General features: G+C 44.4%; 18 protein-coding genes. 10 read left to right on the forward strand and 8 right to left on the reverse strand.

The window, feature by feature from the left end:
- Positions 1 to 180: 180 nt before the first annotated feature.
- A complete protein-coding gene (gene msrA / locus V2H45_RS20600) occupies positions 181 to 843 on the forward strand; it encodes a peptide-methionine (S)-S-oxide reductase MsrA (protein WP_330485564.1) in 663 nt (220 codons plus the stop codon).
- A 115-nt stretch (positions 844 to 958) separates the two neighbouring features.
- On the opposite strand, the gene V2H45_RS20605 is transcribed toward msrA, so the two are convergent.
- Together V2H45_RS20605 and V2H45_RS20610 are read right to left on the reverse strand one after the other, a co-directional pair.
- Complete coding sequence (locus V2H45_RS20605) at positions 959 to 1,342, reverse strand: response regulator transcription factor (RefSeq protein ID WP_330485565.1); 384 nt, start codon at positions 1,340 to 1,342, stop codon at positions 959 to 961.
- Between the two features lie 23 nt (positions 1,343 to 1,365).
- Positions 1,366 to 2,898 (reverse strand): adenylate/guanylate cyclase domain-containing protein, encoded by a 1,533-nt coding sequence (locus V2H45_RS20610; RefSeq protein WP_330485566.1) that lies wholly within the window; start codon positions 2,896 to 2,898, stop codon positions 1,366 to 1,368.
- Between the two features lie 301 nt (positions 2,899 to 3,199).
- Between V2H45_RS20610 and V2H45_RS20615 the strand changes: the two genes are divergently transcribed.
- From V2H45_RS20615 to V2H45_RS20625, 3 genes are all read left to right on the forward strand, one after another.
- A complete protein-coding gene (locus V2H45_RS20615) occupies positions 3,200 to 4,042 on the forward strand; it encodes a vWA domain-containing protein (RefSeq protein WP_330485567.1) in 843 nt (280 codons plus the stop codon).
- A 219-nt stretch (positions 4,043 to 4,261) separates the two neighbouring features.
- Positions 4,262 to 5,221 (forward strand): hypothetical protein, encoded by a 960-nt coding sequence (locus tag V2H45_RS20620; protein WP_330485568.1) that lies wholly within the window; start codon positions 4,262 to 4,264, stop codon positions 5,219 to 5,221.
- Positions 5,222 to 5,350: 129 nt separating this feature from the next.
- Complete coding sequence (locus V2H45_RS20625) at positions 5,351 to 7,300, forward strand: pentapeptide repeat-containing protein (RefSeq protein ID WP_330485569.1); 1,950 nt, start codon at positions 5,351 to 5,353, stop codon at positions 7,298 to 7,300.
- Positions 7,301 to 7,381: 81 nt separating this feature from the next.
- On the opposite strand, the gene V2H45_RS20630 is transcribed toward V2H45_RS20625, so the two are convergent.
- The gene (locus V2H45_RS20630) at positions 7,382 to 7,936 is read right to left on the reverse strand and encodes a cyclic nucleotide-binding domain-containing protein (protein ID WP_330485570.1); all 555 of its coding nucleotides are present in this window, start codon (positions 7,934 to 7,936) and stop codon (positions 7,382 to 7,384) included.
- A 150-nt stretch (positions 7,937 to 8,086) separates the two neighbouring features.
- Between V2H45_RS20630 and V2H45_RS20635 the strand changes: the two genes are divergently transcribed.
- Positions 8,087 to 8,506, forward strand: coding sequence for a peptidylprolyl isomerase (locus V2H45_RS20635; protein ID WP_330485571.1), 420 nt, complete (start codon positions 8,087 to 8,089; stop codon positions 8,504 to 8,506).
- A gap of 87 nt (positions 8,507 to 8,593) precedes the next feature.
- Here V2H45_RS20635 and V2H45_RS20640 read toward each other — a convergent pair whose 3' ends face one another.
- From V2H45_RS20640 to V2H45_RS20650, 3 genes are all read right to left on the reverse strand, one after another.
- Positions 8,594 to 9,880: a hypothetical protein gene (locus V2H45_RS20640; RefSeq protein ID WP_330485572.1), complete on the reverse strand. Its 1,287-nt coding sequence runs from the start codon at positions 9,878 to 9,880 to the stop codon at positions 8,594 to 8,596.
- Between the two features lie 112 nt (positions 9,881 to 9,992).
- A complete protein-coding gene (locus tag V2H45_RS20645) occupies positions 9,993 to 10,682 on the reverse strand; it encodes a response regulator transcription factor (protein ID WP_330485573.1) in 690 nt (229 codons plus the stop codon).
- A 228-nt stretch (positions 10,683 to 10,910) separates the two neighbouring features.
- Complete coding sequence (locus V2H45_RS20650) at positions 10,911 to 12,779, reverse strand: DUF1565 domain-containing protein (protein ID WP_330485574.1); 1,869 nt, start codon at positions 12,777 to 12,779, stop codon at positions 10,911 to 10,913.
- 96 nt (positions 12,780 to 12,875) lie between these two features.
- Here V2H45_RS20650 and V2H45_RS20655 point away from each other — a divergent pair, with 96 nt between their 5' ends.
- The 3 genes from V2H45_RS20655 to V2H45_RS20665 are packed head-to-tail and all read left to right on the forward strand — an operon-like array spanning position 12,876 to position 14,304.
- Positions 12,876 to 14,000: a thiamine phosphate synthase gene (locus V2H45_RS20655; RefSeq protein ID WP_330485575.1), complete on the forward strand. Its 1,125-nt coding sequence runs from the start codon at positions 12,876 to 12,878 to the stop codon at positions 13,998 to 14,000.
- 40 nt (positions 14,001 to 14,040) lie between these two features.
- A complete protein-coding gene (petN, locus tag V2H45_RS20660) occupies positions 14,041 to 14,130 on the forward strand; it encodes a cytochrome b6-f complex subunit PetN (RefSeq protein WP_330485576.1) in 90 nt (29 codons plus the stop codon).
- A 48-nt stretch (positions 14,131 to 14,178) separates the two neighbouring features.
- The gene (locus V2H45_RS20665; RefSeq protein WP_330485577.1) at positions 14,179 to 14,304 is read left to right on the forward strand and encodes a hypothetical protein; all 126 of its coding nucleotides are present in this window, start codon (positions 14,179 to 14,181) and stop codon (positions 14,302 to 14,304) included.
- 253 nt (positions 14,305 to 14,557) lie between these two features.
- Here V2H45_RS20665 and V2H45_RS20670 read toward each other — a convergent pair whose 3' ends face one another.
- Both V2H45_RS20670 and V2H45_RS20675 read right to left on the reverse strand, forming a co-directional pair.
- Complete coding sequence (locus V2H45_RS20670) at positions 14,558 to 14,974, reverse strand: hypothetical protein (RefSeq protein WP_330485578.1); 417 nt, start codon at positions 14,972 to 14,974, stop codon at positions 14,558 to 14,560.
- Positions 14,925 to 15,449, reverse strand: coding sequence for a hypothetical protein (locus V2H45_RS20675; RefSeq protein ID WP_330485579.1), 525 nt, complete (start codon positions 15,447 to 15,449; stop codon positions 14,925 to 14,927). Before V2H45_RS20675 ends, V2H45_RS20670 begins: the two co-directional genes overlap by 50 nt.
- Before the next feature lie 67 nt (positions 15,450 to 15,516).
- On the opposite strand from V2H45_RS20675, the gene V2H45_RS20680 reads away from it, so the two are divergent.
- Together V2H45_RS20680 and V2H45_RS20685 are read left to right on the forward strand one after the other, a co-directional pair.
- Positions 15,517 to 16,731 carry a DUF790 family protein gene (locus tag V2H45_RS20680; protein WP_330485580.1) on the forward strand — a complete coding sequence of 405 codons (1,215 nt, stop codon included), beginning with the start codon at positions 15,517 to 15,519 and terminating at the stop codon, positions 16,729 to 16,731.
- 5 nt (positions 16,732 to 16,736) lie between these two features.
- Positions 16,737 to 17,828 (forward strand): ABC transporter substrate-binding protein, encoded by a 1,092-nt coding sequence (locus tag V2H45_RS20685; protein ID WP_330485581.1) that lies wholly within the window; start codon positions 16,737 to 16,739, stop codon positions 17,826 to 17,828.
- The last annotated feature ends 40 nt before the right edge of the window (positions 17,829 to 17,868 follow it).

A 17,868-nucleotide genomic window follows, 5' to 3' on the forward strand; every position in this document is an offset into this window, starting at 1 on the left:
TCATTTTCCTCAAATCCCTTCCTACTCTTGTTTGTATTTTTAGAGATGCCCTATATATATTTCATTAAAATTCAACCTAATTCATTCTTTTATTTCCCACTGCGATCGCTACTTGATTTGTTTGCATTACTTTACTGTTGATTAAAATAGAGATATCCACTCAAACATCAAAATGAAATCATGGCCTTATTTGGATTTGGTAAGAAACTCACTTTGCCCACTGCTCAAGAGGCTTTACCCGGACGTACAGAGTCAATGCCGGTTCCTGCACGTCACTATGTCAATGGCAATCCGCTTAAGTCTCCCTTTCCTGACGGTTTAGAAGTTGCCATGTTTGGGATGGGATGTTTTTGGGGCGCAGAACGTAAGTTTTGGCAGCAAGAGGGTGTGTTTAGCACGGCTGTAGGCTATGCCGCAGGAATTACTCCTAACCCCACCTACGAAGAAGTTTGTTCGGGCATGACAGGTCATAACGAAGTCGTTTTGGTTGTCTTTGACCCAAAAAAAATCAGCTATGCAGGTATTTTGAAAGTATTTTGGGAAAACCATAACCCCACGCAGGGAATGCGGCAGGGTAACGATGCGGGTACGCAATATCGTTCGGGGATTTATGTCTATTCAGAAGCCCAAAAAGAGCTAGCAAAAGCGTCCCTTGTCAGCTATCAGCAAGCCTTAACAGCAGCAAAACATGGCACGATTACCACTGAAATTCTCGATGCCCCAGAGTTTTACTATGCCGAAAACTACCACCAGCAATACCTAGCGAAAAACCCCAATGGCTATTGCGGTTTGGGTGGCTGTAATGTCGGTCTACCTGCGATCGCTACAGCCACTGCTGGCTAAAGCAATATCCCCAAAATACATACCACCGATCGTAAGGGCAATCCCCCTGTGGTTGCCCTAGATCCCACAGAGTAGGCTCTGGGGCATTACCCCATGGGATCGTGAATTTATGTACTTAATGCTCGATACCTAAAACTTCGTAGGCTTTCTCTAAAACTTCATCTGGATCGAAGGGCTTCGTCATATAAATGTCTGCCCCCACCTCATTCCCTTTGTTTTTGTCAAACTCTTGTCCTTTTGCCGTCAACATGATGATAAATACATTATCAAGATTTAATTCGCGTTTCACCGCATGACAAACATCAAATCCATTCATCTTGGGCATCATCACATCAAGAAAGACAAGATCGGGCTTTTCGGTTTTGATCTTTTCTAAGGCATCAGCGCCATTGTCTGCGGTTAGCAGTTCTACGCCTTCATCCTCTAACTCTTCTAAGGTTTGCTCTAGCAACAGGCGGATATGTGGCTCGTCATCAACAATCAAAACTTTCTTTGCCATAATCTCTCGTACTCTACACTTACTTAGTGTATAACCTCGAATACTTCGATCGCTTTCTTTTTCCCCTTCACTTGTACAATACCGTATTCTTTAAACTCAAAACTGTCCTTTGTGGCCTCATAGACACCTCGGCTAACCAAAATCTGACCACCTAATGCGATCGACTGTAACCGAGAGGCAATATTGACCTCATCACCGATCGCAGTGTAGTCCATATGTTGTGGTGAACCGATATTTCCCACCACCACATCCCCTGTACTAATACCAATGCCTGTAATAAAGTTTTCTCTAATCCAAGGTACGGGAATTGTGCGAATGCGCTTTTGCATTTCAATCGCTGTTTCAATGGCACGACGTTCGTGATCGAGGAGCCTTGAGGGTGCGCCAAACATAGCGACAATCATGTCACCTACAAATTTATTCACCGTACCTCTATGACTAAAAATCACAGATACCATGTGGGTAAAGTATTCGTTTAAATACATCACCACTTCTTCGGGGGCAAGTTCTTCGCATTTAGTTGTGAACCCACGAATATCAGAAAACAACATGGTGAGATTGCGCTTGGTTGTATTTAGAGATACCTCACCCTTTGCACCGATCACAGCTTGGACAACTTGAGGCGAGAGATATCGTTCCAAATTGTTTTTGATGCGCTCTTCTTTGAGTTTATTTTCATGCAGCAGGGCATTCTCGATCGCCGCTGATGCCTGAGCGGTCAAAGCGGTAAACAGCTTAAGATCCTCTGAAGTATAGTTCACAGGATTTGTATTGCTGATATTAATCACCCCAATGGTTTTATCTTTTGTTCTTAGGGGAGCGCAAATGAGCGCATAGGCAGGAGAGTCACTGGGAATATACCTCGGATCGGTAGAGAGGTCATTTACAATTTCGGCTTTGCCTGTCTTCAAAACGTAACCAGCAATTCCTTCTCCCAATCGAAGTTCCAGAACGTTTTTAGAAGCTGTTCCCACCCCAGAGACAATCTCTAAAAGATCGGTATCTTCATTGAGCAACATCACGGAGGCACTGGTGGCTTCGATCAGCTTGCGAGCTTCCTCAATTACCAGATCGGAGACTTCTCGAATACCAAGGCAGCTAGCCATTCTGCCCGAAATGTTATAGAGGAAATTAATTTCTCGGTATTTGTCTAATGCTTCCGCAGCTAAGGTTTTACGCTCAATTTCTCGGGTCGCAAGATGGGTAAGTAAAATCACAACAGCATCGACTCTGGTACTAGCAGTACCTGTCACCCAGCCCACCACTTCACCCGATACTTCAATGGCTTGTTTGTGGAGTTGAGAGGGTTGAAGTTCTAAATTCTCATCTAGCTTTGAAGCATCTGGTGTTGAAATCGCTTCCTTTTGCAAACTTCTGATTGGATTCGCAATATTTTCAGCAGAGTTCCCCGTTATGTTCCCCGTTAAATTTTCAACTAAAAGGTTTCCATTTTCATCTTGGATGGAGATGGAATCGGAGGAATTATCAAGCATGCTTCTAACAATATGCTTGACTTCCCCTTTGAGAATCATCTTTTTCAGGCTAATTTGAGCCATTCGCTTCTCTGCCTAGTTATGTGAGTTGCAAGGCGATCTAGTGTTGCGCTAATCCTTAGCTTAAGATAACACGCAGACCTATTCAAAGAAGTAAGCGATCGCTTACTATAAATGGCTGAACAATTCAGTAAATTGGGTTGTGGTTTGATAGACTGAATCTAGTATAGATTGCAGTTTTTCGTGAATTCTCCAGTGAAATAGTGGCAAAAAGTAGTGACAAAAAACAGTTGCTAAAACGTAGTCACTGAAAATATAGTTGCAAAGAATTTTTACTAAATTTCCAACCCTGTCATAACTTTCTATGCCTTACTCTGCGGAAATTAGTCGTCGTCACCCCAGTTGTTTCTTGTTCTTGGTCGATCAGTCTGGCTCCATGGCAGATAGTTTTGACCCGAAAAGCGGACATGAACTCCAGAAAGCACAAGTGGTGGCTGATGCGGTGAATCGCCTTTTAGACTCGCTAGGACAACGCTGTGTCAAAGGAAATGAAATTTACAACTATTTTGATGTAGGGGTAATTGGCTATAACAGTGAGGTTGCGCCTGCTCTGGATGGGAGTTTGTCTGGACAAGCGATCGCGCCCATTAGCACCATCTATGAAAACCCGGCTGAGCTAGAGCATCGTACACAGCAGGTGTCGGACGGTATGGGGGGCATTGTTGAAGTTTCTAACGACTTCCCCATCTGGTTTAAGCCGATCGCCAATGGCGGTACTGCCATGTGTAATGTGTTTGAGATGGCGCGGGGATTGTTGCAAGATTGGGTAGAAAAGCACCCTCAAAGTTATCCTCCTACGATCATTAACATCACGGATGGCGAGTCTACGGACGGAGATCCCCGTGAGGCGGCTAACCGCCTTAAAGAAGTACACACCAATGACGGCTCTGTATTGCTTTATAACATTCACCTATCCTCGGAAGATGTTTCTCAAATTTCTTTTCCTAGTACGGCTGATGTCTTGCAAGACCCCTACGCTAAGCTCATGTACGAAATTTCGAGCCCCCTACCCAAAGCTGCCAAAAATGCGGCGGAAAAGGAAGGCTATAAAGTTTCATCTGAATCTCGTGCATTTATGTTCAATGCCGATCCTGTTAAATTAATACAATTTCTAGATATCGGTACTCGCACAGATAATTTGCGCTAAGGATTCGAACTTGACGACTTTAGTCTCGTCTATAGAAACAAAACCTACCTACACAAGCTACAAAAAATCGCTGAGGATCTGTGCATTTAAATCATGAGTAACTCAGACCATTGGGTCAGCCAAAAAAGACCTTAAAATCATATTTCTAGAACTGCCTCCAACACTTTGAGCAAAGTCAGCACTTCAGGTAAAGTTCGCACTTTAGGCAAAATATTAAGTATGAGGCGCAGAAATAGAAGGTCATCGACAAGAGCAAAACTTGCCAAACGAAAAGCGGCAAGTTACCAACATAGTTATCTGTTGAGCCATCAGCCTAAGCCTTTAAGCGTAATGCCATCGATCGCCTCATCAACCTGCCAATTGGAAGCGCCGTTCATTCCAGCTTTAGAAAACGCCTTAGATTCTGGCTTTGCGAAAGTCATCCGTTGCTATTCCATCAATAAGGCAGGTGGCCAGCCTGATGAATGTGAAGATGCCTATATGTGGCGGCTCGAAGCCGATGTTTGTCGTTTTAGTGTGGCAGATGGTGCTACAGAGTCATCTTTTGCAAAAGAGTGGGCAAGACAACTGGTGAGCCAATTTGTACAAGCATCCATTCCCAAAACTCCAATCGCTCAAGAACATACAAAAGAAGAGGAAAGTCATGGCAAATTCTCGCTCTTCGATTGGTTGACACCACTACAAAAAACTTGGGAAACTTGGCTGGCGAATCAAGATTTACTTTGGTTCGCAAAACGTAAAGCTGAGCAAGGAACCTATGCGACTTTACTCGGTCTAGAGATTGATGCGAATCGTCAGTGGCAGGCGATCGCCGTGGGAGATTCCTGCCTATTTGTGGTGAGAGATTTTTTACTGCTCCATAGCTTTCCGCTCGCACATAGCCGCGAGTTTGGCTACAGACCGCAACTATTGGGCACTAAGATGCCCCTTCATGACGATCTCAATCCGATTGTGGCGCAGTTTGTATCCCACCAAGCCAAAGCGGGCGATCGCTTTTATTTGGTGACAGATGCCCTTGCTGCCTGGATCTTTGCCAGTTTAGAAACACAAAAAAATCCTTGGGTAGAATTAGATAGTATCAACACGCAGGCGGATTTTATAGATTGGGTGACACATTTACGCGATCGCCAAGAAATGCCTAATGATGATACGACCTTGCTGTATATCCAAATTCAGTAGTAAAGCCCAATCAAATCCTCAAGCTAAATTTAGGAGTAAACCCAAATCTAGATCGCCAGCCTTAAGCTGAAATTATCGAGAATTCTACTTCCTTGCCTCTCTGATGTTTGATTCTTTTTCTACAGAGTAATGATTGCAACTTCTCCGCAAAATTGGCCGCTCAACATTGACTTTACTGCCGCAGTTCAAAATCCGCAGGTCTGTTTTGCCGACAAACTGTTAAAGCGATCGCAACCAGCCAAAAATAGCCGAGGCAGAATTACACTTTGGTCGGGAAATTTTGCCACCGTTTACAAGCTCATGGATGCTGGCTGTTCTTGGGCAGTACGCTGCTTTATCCGCGTGCCGCAACCTGACGTGCAACAGCGCTATGCCGCCATTAGCGAATATCTAGACGAGCATCAGCTTCCCTACCTCGTGCACTTTCAATTCCTAGAACAAGGAATTTTAGTCAAAGACGCTTGGTATCCCATTCTCAAAATGGATTGGGTCGATGGGGTCGAACTCGATCGCTACATTGGCGATCACCTCAACGATCCTGACAAATTACTAAATTTAGATCGAGAACTCAAGCAGCTCAAGCAAGACCTCAGAGATGCAGGCATCGCCCATGGCGATCTTCAACATGGCAACATCATGGTGACGCGATCGGGACAATTAAAGTTGGTGGACTATGACGGGATGTATGTGCCTGCCCTCAAAGGAATTCCCCCTTACGAGACAGGGCATCCCAACTATCAGCTCCCAGAGCGATCGCTGCAAGATTTTGGCGAACAGGTCGATGATTTTTCCTTTGATGTGATCTCGCTATCGCTCAAGGCATTGGCAAAACAGCCAGAACTCTGGGATTCCTTCCATGAAGACAACAAAAACCTAATTTTTCGACAAGATGACTTTCGCCAACCCAAGGAGTCTCCTGTATTTCAGTCGATCGCCCAAATTAATGACACCGAGACCCAAATTCTCTATGACAATGTTGTCCAACGCTGTAGTGGTGAATTGGTTTATGTAGATCGGGAAAACAGTCGTTTGGAATTTGCGATCGAACCCTTGACCCGATTTGTCAAATGGCTGCGGCTAGATATCCCCCATCCTTCAGAACCCAAACATTACAAACGCATATTTCTGTCTGCTGGGATCTTTGTCATTAGCCTGAGTGTATGGTTGTGGTTCCGACATATGCAGCAGGTACGCACGCAAGAGATCGCAGTTCAGCCGACAGAAAGTGCGACGCCAAGTATTTCTAGACTGAGCTTAGAGATCGAGCCCATCACGCGAGAAAAACTCCTCGAGCAATACAAAAATGGACGGAGAGACTTTAAACAGGTTAACCTCGCTGATGCAACGCTCAATGGCGTAAATCTAAGTGGCATTAACCTTAGCAACTCCGTACTAGAGCGCGTCGATCTGCATCAAGCCGATCTAAGTGGCGCAAACCTATATGGCGTAACCTTAGCCAAAGCCGATCTGCGAGGTGCGAATCTCACCAGTGCCAACCTCACGGATGCCGACTTAACAGAGGCAAACCTAAGAGAGGCAAATTTAACCAAAGCACTACTTTTACGTGCCGATCTCAAGAAGGCTGATCTCAGTTTTGCGATCGTCGTGGGGGCTGATCTAATGCGAGCAAATCTCAGCGAAGCCAATTTAGGTGTGGCAGATTTGAGAGGCACTAATTTTGTACTAGCAAATTTATTTAAAGCAAATTTAATCAAAGCCAAATTACGAGAAAGCAATTTAGGCGCAGCAAATCTCACACAAGCCACCCTTGATTCTGCGGATTTGGTGTTAGCCGATCTGCGATCGGCGGAACTTTATCTCACAATTCTCTCTAGTGCCAACCTGAGTTCAGCGAATTTAAGTTCGGCAAATCTCGTGATGGTGGAGCTAGCAGGTACAAATTTAAGTGGGGTTAACTTTCGAGGCATAACAGTTGACAACGTCAATAACATTCAAGATGCCAATTTTGCCAATGTTATGAATTTATCACCTGCTATACGCAAATATTTTTGTTCTAGTGCCAGCGGCACATTCTCAGGTAGTAACACGCCAACTAAAGTGACACTTAGCTGTCCTTAAATTGGTTATCAGTTAAATTGGTTATCAGTTATTGGTTATCGACATTCAGACCGATCTCTGAAAACTGGCCGCTGAAAACTATTAACTGCCTTTACGTCCTTTTACACCATTAACCAACCATTCAAACTTAACTCTAGCGAGATCCATATTGCCAGTGATGCCCTGTTCGAAGCTATCTTTTTGATCTTCTAGTTCTTCTAACTCCATACCATACCCTAGACGGCTAACTGTGCCACGCAAGCGATCGGACAGACAAATGGCAATGGCATGATAAAACCTTGCAGCGAAACCTGTATCTTGCTGCAACTTAGCATTTAACTGCAAGCGAGGAATCGAAAGTACGAGAGATTCGGTTTCGGCTCTTACCGTTGCTAAAGGAGGGCGCGCATCAATAAATGACACTTCACCAACGATCTCGCCGCTAAATAACCTAGCCAATTCAGCCAATTCTTTATTTTCTAACGACTCGATGCGTACGCTAAAACTACCACTCACAACAATATAAAACGCATCGATCGCTTTCCCTTCTTGAATCAACACCTTACCCGGTGCGATCGTTTCCTTGATACCTTTCAGGATCATCCAGTCAAGGTCATCGTTGTTGAGTACACCTAAAAATAGTAATACTGGTTTCATGACTTATACCTTAAACCTCTCCCAAGTATTAAGAAAACATATTTTCGCATAATGTAGCAGATTGTCAGAAAATTGTGGTTGGTTTAAAGTTTGACTTACAAAGCTAAACTAGCCAACGGAATAGACATAATAATACTAAAGGATGAACTTATGACCCGTGCCATCATGGAAACTAGCAAAGGTACGATTAACCTAGAGCTATTCGATCAAGATGCTCCCAATACAGTCAAGAATTTTGTGGATTTGGCACAAAAGGGTTTTTATGACGGCTTAAGCTTTCACCGCGTCATTGATAACTTCATGATTCAGGGTGGGTGTCCCTTGGGTACTGGCACTGGTGGACCTGGCTACAAAATCAACTGTGAAATTAACTCAAATAAGCACCTAGCAGGAACGCTATCTATGGCTCATGCTGGTAAAAACACTGGGGGAAGTCAGTTTTTTATCTGCCATTCGCCCCAACCCCACTTAGATGGCGTCCACACTACCTTTGGTAAAACCGAGGATATGGCTGTGGTCAACGCGATTCGTAAAGGTGACAAAATTGTATCTTTAAAAATCGTCGCATAATCGCAAAGTTACAAATTTCAAGATAACGCCTACGCCTACTTACTTGAGTTGGCGTGGGTGTTTTTGTTTGGGGTCTTTCAATGACAACTATGCTTGTAATGCCATATTTCGGACTAGCTCTCCTATATCAGAATTGCTATCAAAAATTGCCTCTTCAGCAATCTCTTTGGGTAAGAGTTGGTATTTAATCATTAATTCAATTGTCCCTTCTCTACAAAAAGAACATTGTTCTTTAGAGTAAATTAATTTGAATAAATTGATTAATTTATCGGTCTTGCAGATTTCAATGTTCCTATCATTTTCAAGGATTTCGTAAGTACCAAACTCTAAATAGTGGAACTCATCATCATCATTAATCTCTAAAAGTATTTTTTCAATCAGATCTAAATCTGACTCTTCAAAGTTATTGGATAGGATCTCAAAAGATTCACGCAAACATACTCTACTTTCAATATTATTTAGTGCAATCTGCCTAATTCGACTGTCTTTAAAAAAGCTCAAAGATTTTAACGCATGCGCTCTAATAGATTCATCATTTGATTCAACAAATTTTGTTAATTTATCAAATTCAAAAGGAAATTTTGTTCCTGCGAATAGTTTTAAGTATCTCTGTTGTATATTTTCGTCCTTTTCGTTTAAAAAATCTTCAGCAATTTTTAAAATATCGTCTTGTTTGAGCCTTGCATGCCATGCGCTGAAACGGGATAGATGACCTGCTTGAATCTCTTGATTAAAAGCATCATAAGACCAATCTTTAGATTTACGTTCTTTCAAACGCTCCTGATTTGCATTGACAGCAACTAAGTAAGCTTGAATAAAGTTATTATTGATCGCTTTTTCTTGCAAGAAAGATAATGCTTGAGTGCCCGATAGAGATTCATTGGTATAAGTAATAAGATGATCGTCTTCCCAAATTGACGAATCACTCTGCAAACATTTTCCCCTAGCTTCAGCAATAAATGCTAAGGCTTCTAATCCGTCTAAATCAATTAAATCAGTTGCATGAATTTCGCGACTGCAATTAGTTGGATCGAACCTACGATAAAGATTTTGTCGCGCATCAACATTTCCTTTTAAAGCAAAAATTTTGCACAGTGAAAACAATTGGCATAAATCCCAATCCTCTATGCTTTCATTAAGTAATTCACCAACTAGCTTGTTTTCTAGTATTTGACTCTGCTTTGTAGAAACAATGATTCGATATAAATACTCTGCTCGATTCTCCTGACATTGAGGATCGTAGGCTTGACAATTTATACAAGCATCAAAAATCAGATCGCTGAAATCTATATCTTGATTTTCTCTAACTAGTAATAAAGCCCTACCAGTTCCTTTTCTGAGAGATTCTTTTACCTGATTTTTTATGTCTGACATGAGCTGAAATAATTCTATTATAGCGATCCTTAATGGTCTATAGGCTTCCAGCCCATGCAGACAAGATGCCTGCGCTACAACTCATTTAGGATTGCAATAGCTCAGCTCTCGATCAAGTCACCAATCCATGTTGTAGGGCATAGCGAACAAGTTCGGTGCGGCTGCCAGTTCCAGTTTTACTAAATAGGCGGCTGACATATTTCTCAACATTACGAATGGTTGTGCCCAAACGCTTGGCAATTTCTTTATTCATCAAGCCTTCTACAACCAGCTCTAGTACGCTCTGTTCGCGGGGGGTAAACTCGATTTTAATGGGGGCAGGTGTGGTGACAATTGATGGCTTTTGTTTGAGTAACGCTTTAATTTCTGCCAACTGTCCTGCTAAATCGGTAATTTCTGCTGCATTCGCCGCATTGCTATTTGCTTGCACGTTCCGACGAATCAAAAGATTCTCAACGATCGCAACCAGTTCATCAGGGTCAAAGGGTTTCGATAAATAGCCATCACAGCCTGCTTGGTAACCTGCAATGCGATCGCTGGTCATGCCTTTTGCGGTGAGAAATACTACGGGTAAACTAACAAAGCGATCGTCCGTACGCATTTGTTTGAGAAACTCAAAGCCGCTCACCTGCGGCATCATTACATCCGTAATCACCAAGTCGGGTGTGATTTGTTCTAAAAGTTGCCATGCTTCGCGGGCATTACTGGCAACTCTGACCAAAAAGCCACTATCTTCTAAATATGCCTGTACCGCTTCCCTCAGCCCAGGTTCGTCATCTACGAGCAAAATATGTGCAGACATAGGAACCAATTCCTAAAGTAATTATTCAATTTAACTATCCTTACAGGTTTTGTCCAATTTGAGACGCTTGGCAATAAAGTGAGTGAGATTTCCATTAATCCACATCAATTTCTGCCGATCGAATCAGGGCTAATTCCGACTCGCAGATAATGTCTTCAAATACTTGCTCGAGCGATCTCAATTTGAGGCGAGAGGATCTGGCGTTATAGAGGTTGCAGGGGAAATGAACTATGGATTAATCGTCTCAACCACAGCGCTAAAACCTGACTGAGCTAAATTTTGCACCTGTGCGTTGGCAATTTTGCGATCGTTGTAAGCCCCAACCTGTACGACCAATCGACCATTGAGGTTTGAGGCAAACGCATTGGGAATTACACGACGAATCTGTAAGGTGTCTTCTCTAGAGGATACAGGAATAACAACACGGTAACGGGGGCGGCGGTACGCATCCTGAAAGGAATCGCTAGGATTGTTTTTTGGATTACTAAAAGCCGTAGGGGAAGGGGGGGCGATCACAATGGGTCGATTTACAGGCTCCCCAGCAGGAGGTGACATCCGAATCGGGGGTAAGTCATGACTAATCGTCGTGTTTGTGGGAATAGGAGCGCTAAATTGATTGGGCGCAATGCGCACAACCACAGAATTTGCTAGGGGTTCAAACCCCTGAGGTAGATTCAGTTGAGAATTATCAAGGGGGTTGGTTAACGAGCTATTGAGCGAGTTACTCAATGTAGGCACATAAACGGGGCGTGTTGTGCGGGAATAGTTTTGGACAGAGGGCGTTACCTGATTTGAGGCTACCGTTCTTGTGGTTGGGTTAGTTATGGAGCTAGGGACTGAGCTTGGAACAGAACTGGGTACTGGCTTGGGCATCAAACTAGCTGTTTGACTAGCAGATTGAATGGGCTTAGGAGGCTTAGGCGTCAGTCTAACGGTTGGCTTTACAGGCGAAACTTGAGGATAAACCTGAGAAGGTAAAAGAGATGTGGCTGTAGAAGAAACGCTCGTAGTTTGGCTATCAAGCAATTGGAGACTGCCCGTCACCTTTTTAGGATTAACTTGGTTACCAACTGAAGCGATCGCCGTAGAAGTTGCATTTTGAATATCAGACTGGCTATTGTTACGAAAAATATTGCCACCCAAATCTTTGGAATTACCCAAATCAGGAGATGCACTGGCAAGAACCATCAAGCCACTGCGTTGGCTATTTTCGATCGCATTACCTCGCAAGACAGGACGGGAGTTACCCTGAGCCAAAATGCCATCTTGGTTGCCAGAAATTCTATTTTCTGAAACTTGCGGTGCGGCATCTTGCAAAATATTTAGCCCAAACCCATTGTTTTGGAGCAAATTGCCACGCACTTCTGGGTTGGCAACACCACTGATGGAGATACCTGTCGCCACATTCTTGAGAAAGACATTACTCGAAATCAGTGCTGCCGAATTGCCTGTGACGATCGCGCCATCCTGTTGATTGCCTGTCAGAGTATTGTTGGCAATGATGGGACTGCTAGACTCGATCCACAGACCATAGCCCCGCGCATTCGGGTTCGTAATCGTAACCCCCCGCAATTCGGCGCGATCGCTTGCCACAATCGTGACATTCTGACTTGAGAACAGGGATGAATTAAAATTGCCACCGCCAACGATGCGAATTTCTTTGCCTTTACTGGCTTCGTCGCCGCGCAAAATTACATTGGGTGGCAACTGGAGGGGAAATACTTCGCCATTTATCGCACTATAGGTTCCGCGTGCTAGCTGAATAATTACATTATTGCTACCACTACTGAGTTTTAGCGCATAGGTAATCGTTTTTAAGACGGCTTGAGACTGATTGCCTGCGCGATCGCTGCCGTTAATCGGATCGACATAGATTACGGTCTGAGGAATGGCTTCAGCAATTAAAACCTGTGGGGATCTTTGAGCTGCAATCTGCAGTTTTTTTTGCGCAGAGGCTGGACTCTCGGAGAACGCTAAACCGACGAACACCGAAGCGATCGGAACTAGCTGTGTTAGCTTTGAGATTATATAGTTCGGGTCGCGAAAATTTGAGTTGTGAAAACCGTTCAAGTTTCTAAAACCTCTAGAAATACTCATCACACCAGCAAGATAATTATTTTAAAGATTGCCATCTTAATAAACCTTCAGAATAATAACCCAATAAGTCAAGATACCTAAATAGTGGTGATACATTTGGCGGAACAGAATTTCTCTCAAAATAATCTTCAAACTCAATCCCAGCGGATTTTGTGTCGCATTCTCGATGCCAACCTCGATCGCAGCCGCGAAGCCCTGCGCGTCATTGAAGAGTGGTGTCGATTTGGGCTAGAAAGCGCTGAATTATCAAATCGGTGTAAGCAACTACGTCAAGCTTTGGCAATTTGGCACGTTGACGAGTTGCGTCAAGCTAGGAATACACCCGCCGATGTTGGGACAGCCCTAACCCATGACAATGAGGAGAAACGCAGTAGCCTCCAAGCTGTGCTCAGAGCAAATTTTTGCCGCCTACAAGAAGCCATGCGCGTTTTAGAAGAATATGGCAAGGTTTACGATCCTCAAATGGGAGAAGCTTTTAAGCAAATGCGCTATCAGGTTTACACCCTAGAAAGCCAAATTCTCTCGCTCGATCTTCCCACTGACTTTTCCGCTGACGCTAACGAGGATCGCCGTCGCACCCGCCTACAGAAGTTGCAGGATGCCCATTTATATTTGGTAACGATGCCCAGCGATCACCTCCTCGAAACCGTAGAGGAAGCTTTGCAGGGTGGGGTCAAGATCGTGCAATATCGCCAAAAAGAGGAAGATGACGGCGACAGAGTTGCGATCGCCCAGCAACTTTGCCAGATTTGCCACCAATACAACGCGCTCTTTCTGGTCAACGATCGGGTGGATATTGCTCTAGCGGTGGGAGCCGATGGGGTACATTTGGGACAGCAGGATATGCCCGTGGCGATCGCAAGGTCGATTTTAGGCAAAGAGTTTATTATTGGGCAGTCCACCACCAATCCCGATGAATTACAACGGGCGATCGACGCCAAAGCTGACTATGTGGGGGTCGGGCCCGTTCACGCCACGCCTACCAAACCGGGCAAGGCAGCGGCAGGCTTTGATTACGTGCGCTATGCTGCTCAAACATTAGACCCCAAAGAACTGCCTTGGTACGCGATCGGGGGCATTGATGCCGATAATCTTGCCGAGGTGGTCAATGCGGGTGCGCGTCGTGTGGCGGTGGTGCGATCGCTCATGCAAGTCGAAAATCCTGCCCTTACAGCACAGCAAATGTTATCTATTGTCTGTGGGCAACACCAAAGCGTATGATGAGACTCAGTACACTTACATGTAAGCACAGTAATTTTTCATGGATATCTTGACATTAGGTTGGGTCGCTCTTTTAGGCATGTTTACGCTCTCGATCGCTTTTGTGGTTTGGGGTCGGAATGGCATGTAGTTGCTAGATTAACAACAGTAAAACGACAACTAAGAACAATAAAAAGAGATGTCTGAAACTGCAATCATCAGTGTCTTCTTCTGGCTTGCTTTTGTGCTGTTATTTCTCGTCACAGCTGGCGTGATTTATCTCACCTTTTTAGAATGGCAAGATCGTCGTCGCAACAAAACCTAAGTTGGTTTGTATCGTCCTCAGGGCATTTCAAGTTAATGATTTGCCCTCCTCTTTTTATCTGAAGCCGGTTTTATCTAATGACAAGCACCCAAAAGTAATAGTGGGCTAGAAACAACCTCAAATTTGCATACTTGTATTTGCCGACTCAAGTTAGGATCGTGAACTAAATTACCTGCAATTCTAATGGTGTAGAGTCATTATTTTAGAATGCCCATTATTTCTAAAGAACAGCACCTTAATAAATCCACGATCCTTACATAACCTGAAAACGGGGATGCTTTTTTAATTTACTGGTATCAAACTGACGTGCCCAGTTGATCAATTTTTCATCGATCGCCTCATTCGTTGGCTCCAATAAAATCGCAAGGTAACAACTTTGCTGCCTTACTACGAGGGCTGTATAGTCGTTGCCTCTAATCACTACATAATTAAACGTATCTAAAGATAGTGATGCTGCTAAAAGCGACTTAAGACCGATCGCTTGAAAAATAGGCTGTACCCAAATAATACTTTTACTCCCATCCACCAAAGAAAAGTACTCTTTGGGCAAGCCACTTAAATCAAAAGTCGCAGCCCCCAGTGCATAGTTCTCAAAAGATTCCACTTCTGCATTCGCCATACTAATCAGTACCTGCCCAAGTCCAAGTGGGGTTTCCGTCCTTAACGCCATGTTTCATAATTACGGTAGTGCTGTCGTTTGGGTCGAACATACCCGTCATATCTAAGATGAGGAAAACCTTTTCTTGGGTAAATCGCAGCCTTATATAAGAGTGGTATTCCGATTTCTCGCCATTGACTCTCGTAACTCGCCCTGTTGCGTGGCAGTCTCGATATTTGGGTTTGAGCTTAGCAGCCCAAGTTACACTAAAGTCATCCACGGCAAACACTGAAAATTTATCCGCGATCTCGCCTAATTTAGCAATGCCATCAATCATGTAACCCCCTTCAAAATAGGGGCGTGGTGTTTCAGTAACCGTAACTTTTTTGGGGCAAACAGGATATGGATTGGTAGATTTAGAGTTACCAGCAGGAAACACACTTAGCTCTTTTACACGAGGCTCTGCGGTTGCATCTTGCCAAGACCCAAATCCGAAAATCGTTGCGATCGCAATGCCCAAACCAAAACAAATATTTCTAGTTTTCACAGTCTACCTAATTCCTATGCCCTCATCAGTAATACTACTACTGCCAACAAAACACTGCTGAAAAGATATGTTACCCAGTGACCTTCTCATCCATCGCTATAACGGCGAAGCAGTCACACCTAAGCAACTAAAGTTAGATAGTAAAAACAGCGCGATCGCTTCAGACCTCATCGCAATTTTTCAGCAAGCGCAAGGGAGTACCCAAGGCGATCTAGATCGGCAATTATTAGAACTTGAAGGGGACAGTCCAGACTATCGGATTAAGCGCGGTTTGTCTCATCTGCTCAAAACCGCTTTTAGCAAATTTGAGATGATTAGCCCCCTTGAGCCTTTAGAACTGAGGCGAAGGGTATTTGGTCTTGCGGCTCAAACCACGCCCAGTCGCCACGCCACCCAACAAACCTTAGACAAGTTAGCAGAAGTGCTGACCCACGAACTCAATCGCGAAGTCTCACCTATACAAATTCGCACTGGTCTGTACGCTGACCTAGCCGAAAATCGTATTCTCACTGAGTTTGAAGCACCTACGGCTGAGGCGCTTCTACACCGCTATAACCTATCTCAAGTCCAAGGAGTATTTTATCGTGCCAGTAATATCACTCTCAATGTCCATCGCAACGATCCTGGGGAATATAAGCTGCTCTTTCGATATCTCAAGCTCTTTCAACTGATGGCTTACATCGAGGGAGATGCCGATCGCGGCTTCACAATTACAATTGACGGGCCCACCAGCTTGTTTAGTGCCAGTACGAGATATGGCCTAGCGATCGCAAAACTATTACCTGCCCTACTTCACGTCACCAAATGGAGTCTCTCTGCCACCTTGGTCGAGCGCGACCCCTATAGCAAGCAACAACGCACGGGTAGATATACGTTAGAGTCTGGTTGCGGGCTAGTAAGCCATTATCCACCAGGGAAACCCTATGACAGCATGCTAGAAGCATCCTTTGCCGATCGCTGGGCTGACCTAAAAACAGAATGGCGATTAGAGCGAGAAGTCGATTTGCTGCCAATTCCAGGAAGCGTGATGATTCCAGACTTTCGCTTGGTGCATCCCGATGGCAGGGTGTTTTTGCTGGAAATCGTGGGTTATTGGCGACCTGAATATCTGCGCAAAAAGTTCTCTCAGGTGCGCCAAGTGGGGAGTAATAATCTGATTTTGGCAATCTCAGAACGACTCAATCTAGAAAAAGCAGGTGTAAAGGTAAGTGAAACCACCGCCCAAGTGATTTGGTTTAAGGATAAGCTATCTCCTAAAGCCGTATTAAATGTGCTGACCTAGGATTTATGTCTAAAGGCGGAAAAGAAACAGTTACGCTCTTGGTTACCTTACTGATCACAGCAGGAATTGCGGGTGGTGGCTACTGGTTGTTTTTAAAAAATTCCAGCAATCCAAGTTTGCTCCCAAGCACAACCGATCGGAATTCCGATCCGAATACGGGTTCGCCAACCAAGATCGATATTAGCAATCGGGTAAGTCGGGGTGACAAGATCTTAATTGCTGCTGACACGAATCCCAACAAACAAGCTGGCGTACAGGCGATCGCAGCGGGTGACTTTCCTACTGCCATTACCAAGCTTGAAGCTTCCCTGCAAGCCAATCGTAACGATCCAGAAGCATTTATTTATTTGAATAATGCCAAGATTGGCAGTAAGAATGCCTTTACGATCGCGGTCAGCGTTCCCATTGGCGGGAATCTCAACGTGGCAAAAGAAATTTTACGCGGTGTCGCCCAAGCCCAAGATGAGGTCAATCAAGCAGGTGGCATTAACGGCTCTCCGATTAGGATCGTCCTTTCCAACGATGATAACGATCCAGTGATCGCCAAACAGGTGGCTAGCGAATTCGTTAAAGATACGAGTATTGTTGCCGTCGTAGGGCATAACTCTAGCAATGCTTCCCTTGCCGCTGCGCCGATCTACCAAGCGGGGAGTTTGGTGATGGTTTCGCCGACGAGTACTGCCAAGTCGCTCTCAGGCGCAGGGAGCTATATCTTTCGGACAGTGCCAAGTATTCGCTTTGAAGCCGATGCTTTATCTCGTTATGCCGTTAGAACAATGCGAAAAAACAACTTTGGGGTTTGTTTTAGCTCTGGCTCTTCATCCAGTCAATCGGTCAAGGAAGAATTTACCGCAGCAGTCTTGGCAGATGGTGGCAAGATCGGGCGGGTCAATTGCGATCTAGCGGCTACAGACTTTAACCCAACCCAAGCGATCGCCGAGATGACAAACGAAAATGTTGATGCTCTGCTCATATCTCCTGATGTCGAGCAATTAGACAAGGTCAAAGGCATTGCCGCCGCATCTAAGGGGAAGTTACTTCTGCTGAGTCATTCCACGATGTACACCTTCAAAACCTTGCAGTTAGAGCGTGTTTGAGAAGTTTAGGGTAGAAAAAAAGCCCCCAAAGTTATAGGTT

Source organism: Tumidithrix elongata BACA0141, from assembly GCF_036349135.1.
Classification (GTDB): Bacteria; Cyanobacteriota; Cyanobacteriia; order Pseudanabaenales; family Pseudanabaenaceae; genus Tumidithrix; species Tumidithrix elongata.

Coding starts and splice junctions, on each gene's coding strand:
- V2H45_RS20615 (WP_330485567.1), top strand. CDS start 3,200: ATGCCTTACTCTGCGGAAATTAGTCGTCGTCACCCCAGTTGTTTCTTG.
- V2H45_RS20640 (WP_330485572.1), bottom strand. CDS start 9,880: ATGTCAGACATAAAAAATCAGGTAAAAGAATCTCTCAGAAAAGGAACT.
- V2H45_RS20625 (WP_330485569.1), top strand. CDS start 5,351: ATGATTGCAACTTCTCCGCAAAATTGGCCGCTCAACATTGACTTTACT.
- petN (WP_330485576.1), top strand. CDS start 14,041: ATGGATATCTTGACATTAGGTTGGGTCGCTCTTTTAGGCATGTTTACG.
- V2H45_RS20630 (WP_330485570.1), bottom strand. CDS start 7,936: ATGAAACCAGTATTACTATTTTTAGGTGTACTCAACAACGATGACCTT.
- V2H45_RS20665 (WP_330485577.1), top strand. CDS start 14,179: ATGTCTGAAACTGCAATCATCAGTGTCTTCTTCTGGCTTGCTTTTGTG.
- V2H45_RS20645 (WP_330485573.1), bottom strand. CDS start 10,682: ATGTCTGCACATATTTTGCTCGTAGATGACGAACCTGGGCTGAGGGAA.
- V2H45_RS20605 (WP_330485565.1), bottom strand. CDS start 1,342: ATGGCAAAGAAAGTTTTGATTGTTGATGACGAGCCACATATCCGCCTG.
- V2H45_RS20680 (WP_330485580.1), top strand. CDS start 15,517: ATGTTACCCAGTGACCTTCTCATCCATCGCTATAACGGCGAAGCAGTC.
- msrA (WP_330485564.1), top strand. CDS start 181: ATGGCCTTATTTGGATTTGGTAAGAAACTCACTTTGCCCACTGCTCAA.
- V2H45_RS20670 (WP_330485578.1), bottom strand. CDS start 14,974: ATGGCGTTAAGGACGGAAACCCCACTTGGACTTGGGCAGGTACTGATT.
- V2H45_RS20685 (WP_330485581.1), top strand. CDS start 16,737: ATGTCTAAAGGCGGAAAAGAAACAGTTACGCTCTTGGTTACCTTACTG.
- V2H45_RS20610 (WP_330485566.1), bottom strand. CDS start 2,898: ATGGCTCAAATTAGCCTGAAAAAGATGATTCTCAAAGGGGAAGTCAAG.
- V2H45_RS20650 (WP_330485574.1), bottom strand. CDS start 12,779: ATGAGTATTTCTAGAGGTTTTAGAAACTTGAACGGTTTTCACAACTCA.
- V2H45_RS20620 (WP_330485568.1), top strand. CDS start 4,262: ATGAGGCGCAGAAATAGAAGGTCATCGACAAGAGCAAAACTTGCCAAA.
- V2H45_RS20635 (WP_330485571.1), top strand. CDS start 8,087: ATGACCCGTGCCATCATGGAAACTAGCAAAGGTACGATTAACCTAGAG.